The following is a 13,169-nucleotide window of genomic DNA, read 5'->3' on the forward strand; positions in this document are numbered from 1 at the left end:
GGACCGACTCCGGACGAACACGAGGTGAACGCCTCCGGACCCGGACGCAGCGGACCCCCGGCGCTGGATTCGCCGGGGGTCCGCTGTCGTGCCGCGAAGCCGATCAGACGCTAGGCGCTGACCTCCACACCGTGTTCGGCGGCGAGGCGGCGCAGGTCGTCGAGCTCGCCCTGCTCCACCTCGACGAGGAAGTCGTCGCCCTCGTTGCGAGCCCGTGTCAGATCGGTCTCGGTCGCCCTTATGCGCTGCAGAAGTCCTGCGGTGAATGCGTCCATGCTGCGCCCCCTCGTCCTGGGTCGTGGGTCGGTGGCACGGGGGTGTGCCGTTCGGAAGGGGCGATCACGTCTCCTGTAGGTGCCCAGCGCTGCCCTGCCGGGCGGCGACGGTGCCGGACACCCACGCCCGCTCTGCGGAAGCGGATCGCGTCGTGCCGCATGGTGGTACGGCACATGCAGAGCGTGATCGCGGGGTGTAAAGCCGTCCTCCCCCCGCTCCTTCCGACGGAAACCTCAACCTCGCGAGAAAATCCCGCATTCCCGCTCTCACACCCGTCTTTCAGCTGCCGCTCACCCGGCTTACAGCCGACTTATGGCCGAAAAGGGCAGGATGGAGGCCAACACTCACCCGGACCCCTGCCCGCGCGTTCCCGAAACGCGCTACGCGGGTGGACACAGGAAGGACAAGCGACGTGCGCGTACTCGTCGTCGAGGACGAGCAACTGCTCGCCGATGCGGTGGCCACCGGACTGCGCCGGGAGGCCATGGCCGTCGACGTCGTGTACGACGGTGCGGCCGCCCTGGAACGCATCGGAGTCAACGACTACGACGTGGTGGTCCTCGACCGCGACCTCCCCCTCGTCCACGGCGACGACGTCTGCCGCAAGATCGTGGAACTCGGCATGCCCACGCGCGTGCTGATGCTCACGGCGTCCGGCGACGTCAGCGACCGCGTCGAGGGCCTGGAGATCGGCGCCGACGACTATCTGCCCAAGCCCTTCGCGTTCAGCGAGCTGACGGCACGCGTGCGTGCCCTCGGCCGGCGCACCAGCGTGCCGCTGCCGCCGGTCCTGGAGCGCGCCGGGATCAAGCTCGACCCCAACCGCCGCGAGGTCTTCCGCGACGGCAAGGAGGTCCAGCTCGCCCCGAAGGAGTTCGCCGTCCTGGAGGTGCTGATGCGCTCCGAGGGCGCCGTCGTCTCCGCGGAGCAGCTCCTGGAGAAGGCGTGGGACGAGAACACCGACCCCTTCACCAACGTGGTGCGGGTGACCGTCATGACCCTGCGCCGCAAGCTGGGCGAGCCCGCGGTGATCGTCACCGTCCCCGGCTCCGGCTACCGGATCTGATAACCCGTGGCCTCGACTCCCGCTCCTCCCCAGGCCCCCCCGAAGCCCACCTGGGACCCCAGGCGGCCGGCGCCGCCGCTGCCGTGGCTGCGTCCGACCATCCGCATAAGGCTCACGCTGCTGTACGGCGGCATGTTCCTGATCGCCGGCATTCTGCTGCTGTCGATCATCTACCTGCTCGCCGCGAACGCGTTGAACGTGGGGAGCAACCTGCCCTTCAAGATCGTCTCTGGCGGGGTGACCAGCGACGTCTGCAAGCTGTCGGGCAGTGAGCTGCCCGCGGACGAGCTCAACCACGCGCTGAACCAGTGCGTCAACGACCAGCGCCAGCACGCCCTGGACAACCTCCTCAGCCGCTCACTGCTGGCCCTCCTGGGCCTCGCGATCATCGCCTTCGCCTTCGGCTACGCGATGGCGGGCCGCGTCCTGTCGCCGCTCGGCCGGATCCTGCGCACCGCGCGCTCGGTGGCGGGTTCGGACCTCTCCCGCCGTATCGAGCTGGACGGCCCGGACGACGAGATCAAGGAACTGGCCGACACCTTCGACGACATGCTGGAGCGCCTGGAGCGGGCCTTCACGGCCCAGCAGCGCTTCGTCGGCAACGCCTCGCACGAGCTGAGAACCCCGCTGGCGATCAACCGCACGCTCCTGGAAGTGCATCTGTCCGATCCGGGGGCACCCGTGGAGCTGCAACAGCTGGGCAAGACGCTGCTGGCCACCAATGAGCGCAGTGAACAGCTCGTGGAGGGCCTGCTGCTGCTCGCCCGCAGCGACAACCAGATCGTCGAGCGCAAGCCCGTGGACCTCGCCGAGGTCGCCGAGCAGGCGGTCGACCAGGTGTACGGCGAGGCGGAGGCCAAGGGCGTGGCGATCCGCGGTGACCGGAAGACGGCGGTCGTCCAGGGCAACGGCGTCCTCCTGGAGCGGATCGCCCTGAACCTGGTGCAGAACGCCGTGCGCTACAACGTGCCCGAGGACGGCTGGGTCGAGGTGACCACGGAGGTCCAGCACGGCCACGCGGTGCTCACGGTGTCCAACACGGGCCCCGTCGTGCCGGCGTACGAGGTCGACAATCTCTTCGAGCCGTTCAAGCGGCTGCGGGGCGCCGACCGCACCGGCAGCGACAAGGGCGTCGGGCTCGGTCTGTCCATCGTGCGGTCCGTGGCGCGGGCGCACGGCGGGCACATCACCGCTCAGCCGCGTGAAGGGGGTGGGCTCGTGATGCGAGTCACCCTTCCGGTCTGAGACCATGGCCCCCGCACTGAGATCGATACACAGGGATGTTCGCTTTGCGCGGAATTTTCTGCGCACCTGATGGACCACCCCATGTGTGATCGATCACAAGGGAGATTTTCCGGCCATCTACTCTCCGTGATCATGCACCCTGTCGGAAAGCCGGGATAATCCGGGTTTTCAGGGGTCCTGATCACGGGAAGTACACGGTGAGACGCCTTTGAAGTGCGGGATTCGGACCGTGTACGGTCCCGATCGCCATCCAACCCGATCACTCAAGAGGAGTCCGGTTGGGTGTCGATTGAGTAACAGACCTTGATGTGAGGCAAAATCTCCGCCTCGGGTCGGGCACAAGTCCGGCCTCTCACGCGTTACGTGCGCTGGAGACACCGCAGACACCCAGAGGGGGAGAGCGACATGGCTACGGATTACGACACCCCACGCAAGACCGACGACGACGTCGACTCGGACAGCCTTGAAGAGCTCAAGGCGCGCAGGAACGACAAGTCGACCTCCGCAGTGGACGTCGACGAGTTCGAGGCCGCCGAAGGCCTGGAACTGCCCGGCGCGGACCTTTCGAACGAAGAGCTGGCCGTCCGGGTACTGCCCAAGCAGCAGGACGAGTTCACCTGCATGAGCTGCTTCCTGGTGCACCACCGCAGCCAGCTGGCCCGAGAGAAGAACGGCCAGCCGATCTGCCGCGACTGCGACTGAGGGCGGGTCGGGCATGACTGGCTCGACCCCTCCTTGGAAGCGCCGCTCTCTCAGGCGGGGAGCGGACCAGGGGCCGTCCGACGGCCCTCACCGCGCGCGTGACGACGAGCGGGGCTCTCCCGAAACGGGGGCCTCGCTCGAACCGGTGGCCGACCGGGCTGACCTCCCGGCGCCGACCGATATGACCAGGACGCCCGCGCCCGTCGCCAGACGACGGGCGGCGGCGGTCCGGGACAAGGCCCGGGAAGGGGTCCGCAAGGGCGGTAGCCGGGCCAGGGCGGGTCTGGCGTACCTGGCCGACCGGATCATCGAGATCGCCCCGCGTGTACCCGTACGGGACCTCGCGACCCTCCGCCGCCAGTTCCCCGGCCTCGGCCCCGAAGAACTCGCGGACAAGCTTGTCACGGGTGCCGCGAGCGCCACGGCGACGGTCGGAGCCGGGGTCGGAGCGGCGGCGATGCTTCCCGTGCCGCCGGCGATGCCGACCGAACTGGCCGCCGAGATCACCGGAGTGGCCGCGATCGAGCTGAAGCTGATCGCCGAACTCCACGAGGTCTACGGCGTACGGCCGCCCGGGAACCTCAAGGAGCGCAGCACCGCGTATCTGAACTCCTGGTCAGGGGAGCGCGGGATCGACGCCAAGAAGCCGTCGACCGTGAGCGGCGCGCTCAACAGCCAGATGAAACAGCAGCTGCGGCAGCAGATCATGAAGCGGACGATCCGCGACCTGCCGAACCTGATGCCGTTCCTGGTCGGCGCGGCCGTCGGGGCGGTCATGAACCGCCGGGACACCAGAAAGCTCGCCGAGCGGATCCGGAAGGATCTGCGCAAGATGCAGGTGCCGTGGGGCGAACTGCCCCAGCTCCCGGCCCTGGAGACGCCTGCGAATCCGCTTCAGCTGGAGACGTAAGACTTCCGTGAGACTTCGGGCTCCGCCGTCCGTACGGACGAGGTGAAGCCCTGCACGAATGTTCTAGGCGGCGGCCGTCCGGGCGGCCTTCAGCGCCTCGGCCAGCCGCTCCGGCTCCCGCGTCGACAGATACAGATACGGCGTCGGGTCGTCCGGGTCGGTGACCTCCACCTTCAACGCCCTGGGAATGTAGGAGCGCAGCAGCAGGAAGGCACGGGTGTCGGCCTTGTGGGTCCGCCAGGCCCGGGCCTCCTCCGGGTCCAGGATCTCCGCCTCGCCCAGCGCCGCCACCGGGATCTTCGCCTCGCCCGCGATGAGGGAGTCACCGACGACGCGGATGCGCAGCGAGCCGTAGGAGCTCGCGAGGATCGCCGCCACGGCGGTGCCGCCTACCAGGCCGCCGAGCAGCGGAAGCGTCCCGAAGGGAAGCAGGATCAGCGCAAAGGCGACCCCGACCAGGAAGGAGATCAGCCACCAGGAGCGGGGGGCGGTGAGACGTTCGTCGTACGGGGCGGCGGAGGGCTGCATGGAACCAAGCTTGGCACGGTGTCCTGACAGGTCCGATGTCAGGGGGAGTCGGCGCGAAGCGCTGTCAGGCAGGGTGGAGGTGGGAGACGGGCGGGCGGGTAAGGTCTGCGCCTGTGAGTGGTATTTCCCCGGCTCTCAAGCCTCCCGCCGACGCGGCGCAACCTGTGCGACACCAGGATGCTCCCGCGCCCGGTGAGCTGCTCGGTGCGCACTACGGCCAGTGTTTCGGCTGTGGCGGCGAGCAGTCCCACGGGCTGCACCTGGAGGCACGGGCCGGCGAAGGGGTCTCGGTCACCGCCGAGTTCACGGTGCGCCCCGCCCATCAGGGCGCTCCCGGGCTCGCGCACGGCGGGGTGCTCGCGACCGCCCTCGACGAGACCCTGGGCTCGCTCAACTGGCTACTGCGCACCATCGCCGTGACCGGGCGTCTGGAGACCGACTTCGTGCGGCCGGTGCCCGTGGACACGGTGCTGTATCTGGAGGCCGAGGTGACGGCGGTGGCCGGGCGGAAGATCTACTCGACCGCGACCGGCCGGATCGGCGGACCCGACGGGCCCGTGGCGGTCCGTGCCGACGCCCTGTTCGTCGAGGTCAAGGTCGACCACTTCATCGACAACGGCCGCCCGGAGGAGATCCGGGCCGCCATGGACGACCCGGACCAGGTACGGCGTGCCCGTGCCTTCGAGGTGAACCCGTGAGCCGTGACCCCCTGAACGTGCTGATCCGGCGCGTCGACCCCGACGTACCACTTCCGGCGTACGCGCACCCCGGAGACGCGGGAGCCGATCTGCGGACCACCGAGAGCCGTGAACTGAAGCCCGGAGAGCGGGCCGTGCTGTCCACCGGGGTGTCTGTGGCGCTGCCGGAGGGGTACGCGGCCTTCGTGCACCCTCGATCCGGTCTCGCCGCCCGCTGCGGTGTCGCTCTCGTGAATGCCCCGGGGACGGTTGATGCCGGGTACCGTGGGGAGATCAAGGTGATCGTGGTGAATCTCGATCCGCACGAGTCGGTGCGGTTCGAGCGCTTCGACCGGATTGCCCAACTCGTCGTCCAGCAGGTCGAGAGGGTCCGCTTCCAGGAGGTCGCGGAGCTTCCCGACTCGGCGCGGGCCGAGGGGGGCTTCGGGTCCACCGGCGGTCACGCCGCCGTGGGCGACGGGGGCGATACAAGCGCTGAGGCCGCCGTGGGCGGCACAACGGGTGGGAATCGATACGCATCGGTCGTATCCGACCGGGAAGGACAGTGACGTGTTCGGACGTCGCAAGAAGAAGGGTGCCGCCGAGGACGCGGCCGGCGAGGCCGAGCAGGTCGTCGACAGCGTCGACACTGAGGCGGACGACGTAGAGCGCGAGCGCGTGCGGCTGGAGCCGGAGCCGCGCCCCGACGGGCCCTGGGACGACACCGAGGTACGTGATCCCGCCGAGGGGCGCGTGGACCTGGGCGGTCTGTTCGTGCCGGGTGTCGACGGCATGGAGCTGCGGGTCGAGGTCGCGGGCGACGCCATCGTCGCGGCCACCGTCGTGCTGCGCGACAGCGCCATCCAGCTGCAGGCCTTCGCGGCTCCCAAGCGCGAGGGCATCTGGGGCGAGGTGCGTGAGGAGATCGGCTCCGGTATCACCCAGCAGGGCGGCATCGTCGACGAGGTCGAGGGTCCGCTGGGCTGGGAGCTGCGTGCCCAGGTGCCGGTGCAGCTGCCCGACGGCACGGGCGGCTTCCAGGTCGTGCGGTTCGTGGGTGTGGACGGTCCGCGCTGGTTCCTGCGCGGGGTGATCTCGGGCCAGGGCGCGGTGCAGCCGCAGGCGGCCGGGCTGCTCGAGCAGATCTTCCGGGACACGGTCGTGGTCCGCGGCGAGGGCCCGATGGCGCCCCGCGACCCGATCGTCCTGAAGCTGCCCAACGACGCCCAGATGGTCCCCGAGGGCGTCCAGCAGCAGGACGAGGGCTCCCGCTTCTCCGGCGGGATGGGCCAGCTGCAGCGCGGACCGGAGATCACCGAGGTCCGCTAGTCGTACGACGTCGAGGGCCGTACCCCGTGAGGGGTGCGGCCCTTTTCCGTGCGCGGGACCTTGACGCCGTATTGGTCTGTACCTACGGTCATCCGCCAACGCCTATGTTCATAGGGGCGCTTCACGTTCACATACGAGAACGGAGCCGCTATGCGTCATTCCGTACGGCTGATGGTCGTCGCCGCGTTCGCGCTGGGTGTCCTCGCACGACCCGCCGACGCCGCCCCCGCCGCTTTCGCCCATCCCGGAGTCACGGTCTCCCAAGGGCAGTTGGACTTCGCCCGCAGCAAGGTCAACGCCGGCGCCCAGCCCTGGAAGGGCGCCTTCGACGCGATGCTGGCGAGCAAGTACGCCGATCTGAACCGCACGCCCAAGCCGCGGGCGGTCGTCGAGTGCGGGTCGTACTCGAACCCCAACCACGGCTGCACCGACGAGCGCGAGGACGCGATCGCCGCCTACACCGATGCCCTCGCCTGGTACATCACCCGGGACGAGCGGTACGCCAAGAAGGCCATCCAGCTCATGGACGCCTGGTCTGCGGTGATCACGGATCACACCAACAGCAACGCGCCCCTGCAGACCGGCTGGGCCGGCTCCTCGTGGCCCAGGGCGGCCGAGATCATCAAGTACACGTACACCGGGAGTTGGGCGAACTCCGGACGCTTCGCGACCATGCTCCGCAACGTCTATCTGCCGGAGATCATCAACGGCTCGAAGTCCAACGGGAACTGGGAGCTGTCGATGATGGAGGCGGCCGTCGGCATCTCCGTCTTCCTCGAGGACAGGTCGTCGTACGACAAAGCCATGGCGAAGTTCCGCACCCGCACCGCGGCCTACGTCTACCTGGACTCCGACGGAGAGCTGCCGAAGACCGTGCCGAGTCAGAACCTCGACACCCGGGACAAGATCGTCAACTACTGGCAGGGGCAGTCCACCTTCGTCACCGGGCTCACCCAGGAGACCTGCCGGGACCTCACGCACACCGGGTACGGCATCTCCGCGATCTCGCACGTCGCCGAGACGAGCCGTGTCCAGGGCCAGGACCTGTACGGCACGGATGTGGGCGAGCGGCTGCGGCAGGCGCTGGGGTTCCAGGCCAGGTACGAGTTGGGGACAGCTGTGCCGGGCTGGCTGTGCGGCGGGTCGCTGAAACTCGGGCTCGGGCCGGTCACCGAGGTCGGGTACAACGCGTTGCACCACAGGCTTGGCATGGGCATGACCAATACGCAGACGCTGACCGAGCGGAACCGGCCGGCCGGCAGCAACAACCTCTTCGTGGCCTGGGAGACCCTCACGCACGGGGACAACCCGAGCTGAACCGTTGAAGGCCGGGCGCCGGGCGGTGATACTGGCGCCCGGTTCCACGAGTTCACGGGGTTCGCGGGTTTTACGGGTTTCACGGGGGAGAGCGCAATGACTCAGGTGGTCACGGAGACCATGGTGCGGGTCGAGGACATCCACAGGTCGTTCGGCGAGGGGGCCGCCGCGGTGCACGCGCTGCGCGGGGTCTCCTTCGAGGTGCCGCGCGGTGAACTCGTCGCCCTCAAGGGGCGTTCGGGATCCGGGAAGACCACGCTCCTCAACATCGTCGGGGGGCTCGACCGGCCCGACCGGGGGCGGGTCGAGCTCGACGGGGTCGACATCGCCGGGCTGGACGAGGACGGGCTGCTGGCGCTGCGCCGGGACCGTATCGGCTTCGTCTTCCAGTCCTTCGGGCTCATCCCGATCCTCACCGCCGCGGAGAACGTCGGCGTCCCGATGCGACTGCGCCGGGTGGACGCACGCGCGCGTGAGGAGCGCGTCGAGCTGCTGCTGGCCCTGGTCGGCCTCGCGGAGCACGCGAAGCAGCGCCCCGGTGAACTCTCCGGCGGCCAGCAGCAGCGCGTCGCCATCGCCCGCGCCCTCGCCAACAACCCCTCGCTCCTCGTCGCCGACGAGCCGACCGGCCAACTGGACGCGGAGACCGGGCACGCCGTCATGGAGCTGCTGCGAGCCGTCGTACGCAGCGAGAACGTCACCGCGCTGGTCGCCACCCACGACGCGACCCTGCTGGACCTGGCGGACCGGGTGCTGGAGCTGGGGGACGGGGAGATCGTGGGGCACTGAGCGCGCGCGTCGTGCCGGGGGGCGGAGCCCGGCACTCGGTGGAGCGTTCGGTGGGGAGGAGCGCCGGGGCGTGTAGGGCAACGGCTGCGCCGTGGAGACCCATCCCGCACTGACGGCAAGCTCGTCGCTCTCCCCGCGGCGGGGGTCTCCGACGTGCTGCGCGGACTCTTGTTGCTCCTGGGGCGGCAGGGCCACCGTGGTGCCGTGGGTGCTGGAGACAGCCATGACGCACCGCCGGTTGTACTGGAACGAGCGGCGCTTCCTGGCCCGGGAGCTCGCGGGCCAGGGCGGGCGCGCTGACGCTCTGGCGTCACGTCCTGGCTGCCTGCACCCTCCGCGCAGCGGTGAGCCGTAGCTGCTGCTGGGCCTCCAGGCGGCTGGCGCGAGCGAAGACGCCGTGATGTGGCTGGCCGAACTGATCGGGGACCCGGGCAGGCCCGCAGCGGAGAAGGTGCGGCTGCGGCAGGCCGGTGGATGCAGGCTCCGGTGCCGGTCGGCCGGGCTTCTGGCTGCGGGCCGCGTCAGAGTTGCGTCAAAGGCGGGCCCCCACGTCGGTTCCGGTCCCCTTTGTCGGGATTGTTGGCCGTAAGGTCGGCGCTGCGTAGGCAGTAGTGAGCGGAAGACAATGGGCCCCATGGGACGCGGCAGGCTTCGGATCTATCTCGGTGCGGCACCGGGCGTCGGCAAGACGTACGCGATGCTGTCCGAGGCGCACCGCAGGGTCGAGCGGGGGACCGACTGTGCCGTGGGCTTCGTGGAGCATCATGAGCGGCCGCGCACCGAGGTGATGCTGCACGGCCTTGAAGAGATCCCGCGCAGGGAGCTGGAGTACCGGGACGCCGTCTTCACCGAGATGGACGTCGACGCCGTCCTGCGCCGGGCCCCCGCCGTCGCCCTGGTGGACGAACTCGCCCACACCAACATTCCGGGCTCGCGCAACGCCAAGCGCTGGCAGGACGTCGAGGAACTGCTGGCGGCCGGGATCGACGTGGTCTCGACCGTGAACATCCAGCATCTGGAGTCGCTCGGCGACGTCGTCGAGTCGATCACCGGCGTGCGGCAGCAGGAGACGGTGCCCGACGAGTTCGTACGGCGGGCCGAACAGATCGAGCTTGTCGACATGTCGCCGCAGGCACTGCGGCGGCGGATGGCACACGGCAACATCTACCAGCCGGACAAGGTCGACGCGGCCCTGTCGAACTACTTCCGCCCCGGCAACCTCACCGCCCTGCGGGAGCTCGCGCTGCTGTGGGTGGCCGACCGGGTCGACGAGTACCTCAAGCAGTACCGCAGCGAGCACCGGGTCTCGAAGATCTGGGGTTCCAGGGAACGGATCGTGGTCGGGCTGACCGGCGGACCGGAGGGCCGGACGCTGATCCGGCGGGCCGCGCGGCTGGCCGAGAAGGGCGCCGGCGGCGAGGTCCTCGCCGTCTACATAGCCCGCAGCGACGGGCTGACCTCCGCCTCGCCCAAGGAACTCGCCGTTCAGAGGACCCTCGTCGAAGACCTTGGAGGAACCTTTCACCATGTCGTCGGCGACGACATACCGGCCGCGCTGCTCGACTTCGCCCGAGGCGTCAACGCCACCCAGATCGTCCTCGGCTCCTCCCGCCGCAAGACCTGGCAGTACGTCTTCGGACCCGGTGTCGGCGCGACCGTGGCGCGGGAGTCCGGGCCCGACCTGGACGTGCACATCGTCACCCACGACGAGGTCGCCAAGGGGCGTGGACTGCCCGTGGCCCGGGGCGCGCGGCTCGGACGGGCCCGGATCCTGTGGGGCTGGCTGGTCGGCCTGGCGGGCCCCGCGCTCCTGACGATCCTCCTCACCACCGTCGACCTCGGCCTCGCCAACGACATGCTGCTGTTCCTGGCGGTCGTGGTGGCCGCGGCCCTGCTGGGCGGACTCTTCCCGGCACTCGCCTCGGCCGCGGTCGGCTCGCTGCTGCTGAACTACTTCTACACACCGCCCCTGCACCGCTGGACCATCGCCGACCCGAAGAACATCGTCGCCATCGTGATCTTCGTGGGCGTCGGCATCTCGGTGGCCTCCGTGGTCGACCTCGCCGCCCGCCGCACCCACCAGGCCGCCCGGCTGCGCGCCGAGTCGGAGATCCTGTCCTTCCTCGCCGGGAACGTGCTGCGCGGCGAGACCCGTCTGGAGGAGCTCCTGGAGCGCGTCCGGGAGACCTTCGGCATGGAGTCGGCGGCCCTGCTGGAACGGGCGAGCGACGTCGAGCCGTGGACCTGCGCGGGGCGGGCGGGGCTCGGACCGCCCGTGGAGCGGCCCGAGGACGCCGACGTCGACATGCCGGTGGGGGACCACATGGCACTCGCGCTCACCGGCCGGGTGCTGCCCGCCGAGGACCGCCGGGTGCTGGCCGCCTTCGCCGCCCAGGCCGCCGTCGCCCTGGACCGTCGCAGACTCCAGGAGGAGGCTGACCGGGCCCGCACGCTCGCCGAGGGCAATCGCATCCGTACGGCGCTCCTGGCCGCCGTGTCGCATGATCTGCGCACGCCCCTGGCCGGCATCAAGGCGGCCGTCTCGTCGCTCAGGTCCGACGACGTGGCGTGGTCCGAGGAGGACCGGGCCGAGCTCCTGGAGGGCATCGAGGAGGGCGCCGACCGGCTCGACCATCTCGTGGGCAACCTGCTCGACATGTCCCGCCTCCAGACCGGCACGGTCACCGCGATCATCCGGGAGATCGACGTCGACGAGGTGGTGCCGATGGCCCTCGGCGGGGTGCCCGACACAAGCGTGGAGCTGGACGTCCCGGAGACCCTGCCGATGGTCGCCGTCGATCCCGGGCTCCTGGAGCGGGCGGTGGCCAACCTGGTCGAGAACGCCGTCAAGTACAGCCCGCCCGGCACCCCCGTCCGGGTGTCCGCCAGCGCCATCGCCGACCGCGTCGAGGTACGGGTCGTCGACCGCGGTCCCGGAGTGCCGGACGCGGCCAAAGAGCGCATCTTCGAGCCCTTCCAGCGCTACGGTGACGCCCCGCGCGGTGCGGGGGTGGGACTCGGGCTCGCGGTGGCCCGGGGCTTCGCGGAGGCCATGAACGGCACCCTCAACGCCGAGGACACGCCCGGCGGAGGCCTCACCATGGTGCTGACGCTGTGCGCGGCGGACGCGCACGCGGAGCTCCTCGAAACACCCTTCGCAGAAGTAGAAGCAGAAGCAGAACCCGAAAGGCAGGCCACATGACCAGAGTGTTGGTCATCGACGACGAGCCGCAGATCGTGCGCGCCCTCGTGATCAACCTCAAGGCGCGCAAGTACGAGGTCGACGCGGCGCACGACGGCGCCACCGCGCTCCGGCTCGCCGCCGCCCGCCACCCCGACGTGGTCGTCCTCGACCTGGGCCTGCCCGACATGGACGGCGTCGAGGTGATCAAGGGGCTGCGCGGCTGGACCCGGGTGCCGATTCTCGTGCTGTCCGCCCGGCACTCCTCCGACGAGAAGGTCGAGGCGCTGGACGCGGGCGCCGACGACTACGTCACCAAGCCCTTCGGCATGGACGAGCTGCTGGCCCGCCTCCGGGCCGCCGTGCGCCGCGCGGAGCCCACCGGGGGCGACGAGGAGGACGTCCTGGTGGAGACCGACGAGTTCACCGTCGACCTGGCCGCGAAGAAGGTCCAAAAGCACGGCAGAGACGTACGTCTCACCCCCACCGAGTGGCACCTGCTCGAGGTACTGGTCCGCAACACCGGCCGGCTGGTCGGCCAGAAGCAGCTCCTCCAGGAGGTCTGGGGGCCGTCCTACGGGACGGAGACGAACTACCTGCGGGTGTACATGGCCCAGCTGAGACGGAAGCTGGAGGCGGACCCCTCGCACCCCAAGCACTTCGTCACGGAGCCGGGCATGGGATACCGGTTCGAACGCTAGTGCTGCGGGTACAACGCTGTCGGCGCACCCCGGTAGGCTTTCGGATATGAGTGCTGTTCCGCGTTCCGAGAAGCCGGTGGGCCGGTTCCGGCGCATGCTCGACAGGCTCTCCTCGTCGCAGGAGGACCTGGAGTCCGAGGAGCTGCGGGAGGACACCGAGACCGCCGGCTGCACCCGTATAGGCGACTGTCACGACCGCCAGATCGTGACCGTTACTGGTACCTTGCGCACGGTCACCCTGCGACCGCGCGCGGGCGTCCCGGCCCTGGAGGCCGAGCTGTTCGACGGGTCCGCCGCCCTGGACGTGGTGTGGCTCGGCAGGCGCTCCATCGTCGGGATAGAGCCGGGGCGCAAGCTGATCGCATCCGGGCGGATCTCGATGAGCCGGGGACGCCGGGTGCTGTTCAATCCGAAATACGAACTCCGACCCGTGGGACGGGAGTAGCCG

14 protein-coding genes are annotated in these 13,169 nt (G+C 69.9%); 12 read left to right on the forward strand and 2 right to left on the reverse strand.

The genetic code is table 11. The features are described 5' to 3' along the window. Window positions 1–110 precede the first annotated feature (110 nt). Entirely contained in the window at window positions 111–275 is a 165-nt protein-coding gene (locus RNB18_RS19120) for a hypothetical protein (RefSeq protein ID WP_020121920.1), read from the reverse strand. A gap of 413 nt (window positions 276–688) precedes the next feature. On the opposite strand from RNB18_RS19120, the gene RNB18_RS19125 reads away from it, so the two are divergent. The 4 genes from RNB18_RS19125 to RNB18_RS19140 all read left to right on the forward strand — a co-directional run bounded on the left by RNB18_RS19125 (window position 689) and on the right by RNB18_RS19140 (window position 4,199). Further along, window positions 689–1,342, forward strand: coding sequence for a response regulator transcription factor (locus RNB18_RS19125; RefSeq protein ID WP_030605557.1), 654 nt, complete (start codon window positions 689–691; stop codon window positions 1,340–1,342). Window positions 1,343–1,348: 6 nt separating this feature from the next. Next, a complete protein-coding gene (locus RNB18_RS19130) occupies window positions 1,349–2,587 on the forward strand; it encodes a sensor histidine kinase (protein ID WP_311715293.1) in 1,239 nt (412 codons plus the stop codon). Window positions 2,588–2,992: 405 nt separating this feature from the next. Then, complete coding sequence (locus RNB18_RS19135; RefSeq protein WP_005481602.1) at window positions 2,993–3,289, forward strand: DUF4193 domain-containing protein; 297 nt, start codon at window positions 2,993–2,995, stop codon at window positions 3,287–3,289. Window positions 3,290–3,302: 13 nt separating this feature from the next. After that, window positions 3,303–4,199, forward strand: coding sequence for a hypothetical protein (locus tag RNB18_RS19140; protein ID WP_311715294.1), 897 nt, complete (start codon window positions 3,303–3,305; stop codon window positions 4,197–4,199). A gap of 63 nt (window positions 4,200–4,262) precedes the next feature. Here the strand turns inward: RNB18_RS19140 and RNB18_RS19145 are convergent, their stop codons facing one another. Continuing rightward, window positions 4,263–4,727, reverse strand: a complete 465-nt coding sequence (locus RNB18_RS19145; RefSeq protein WP_057611273.1) for a DUF3093 domain-containing protein — start codon at window positions 4,725–4,727, stop codon at window positions 4,263–4,265. A 113-nt stretch (window positions 4,728–4,840) separates the two neighbouring features. Between RNB18_RS19145 and RNB18_RS19150 the strand changes: the two genes are divergently transcribed. From RNB18_RS19150 to RNB18_RS19185, 8 genes are all read left to right on the forward strand, one after another. Then, on the forward strand, window positions 4,841–5,425 hold the full coding sequence (locus RNB18_RS19150) for a PaaI family thioesterase (protein ID WP_311715295.1): 585 nt from the start codon (window positions 4,841–4,843) through the stop codon (window positions 5,423–5,425). Further along, the gene (gene dut, locus RNB18_RS19155; protein ID WP_311715296.1) at window positions 5,422–5,973 is read left to right on the forward strand and encodes a dUTP diphosphatase; all 552 of its coding nucleotides are present in this window, start codon (window positions 5,422–5,424) and stop codon (window positions 5,971–5,973) included. The genes RNB18_RS19150 and dut overlap by 4 nt, the downstream gene beginning before the upstream one ends. 1 nt (window position 5,974) lies before the next feature. After that, window positions 5,975–6,733: a DUF3710 domain-containing protein gene (locus tag RNB18_RS19160; protein ID WP_057611270.1), complete on the forward strand. Its 759-nt coding sequence runs from the start codon at window positions 5,975–5,977 to the stop codon at window positions 6,731–6,733. A 171-nt stretch (window positions 6,734–6,904) separates the two neighbouring features. Further along, a complete protein-coding gene (locus RNB18_RS19165; protein WP_394817648.1) occupies window positions 6,905–8,050 on the forward strand; it encodes an alginate lyase family protein in 1,146 nt (381 codons plus the stop codon). Between the two features lie 96 nt (window positions 8,051–8,146). Then, the gene (locus RNB18_RS19170) at window positions 8,147–8,839 is read left to right on the forward strand and encodes an ABC transporter ATP-binding protein (RefSeq protein WP_311715298.1); all 693 of its coding nucleotides are present in this window, start codon (window positions 8,147–8,149) and stop codon (window positions 8,837–8,839) included. A gap of 634 nt (window positions 8,840–9,473) precedes the next feature. Then, window positions 9,474–12,041 (forward strand): sensor histidine kinase KdpD, encoded by a 2,568-nt coding sequence (locus RNB18_RS19175; RefSeq protein ID WP_311715299.1) that lies wholly within the window; start codon window positions 9,474–9,476, stop codon window positions 12,039–12,041. Beyond that, window positions 12,038–12,721, forward strand: a complete 684-nt coding sequence (locus RNB18_RS19180) for a response regulator (RefSeq protein WP_311715300.1) — start codon at window positions 12,038–12,040, stop codon at window positions 12,719–12,721. Before RNB18_RS19175 ends, RNB18_RS19180 begins: the two co-directional genes overlap by 4 nt. Before the next feature lie 46 nt (window positions 12,722–12,767). After that, a complete protein-coding gene (locus RNB18_RS19185; RefSeq protein ID WP_037710883.1) occupies window positions 12,768–13,166 on the forward strand; it encodes an OB-fold nucleic acid binding domain-containing protein in 399 nt (132 codons plus the stop codon). Window positions 13,167–13,169 lie beyond the last annotated feature (3 nt).

It is taken from the genome of Streptomyces doebereineriae, from assembly GCF_031845645.1.
Taxonomy (GTDB): domain Bacteria; phylum Actinomycetota; class Actinomycetes; order Streptomycetales; family Streptomycetaceae; genus Streptomyces; species Streptomyces canus.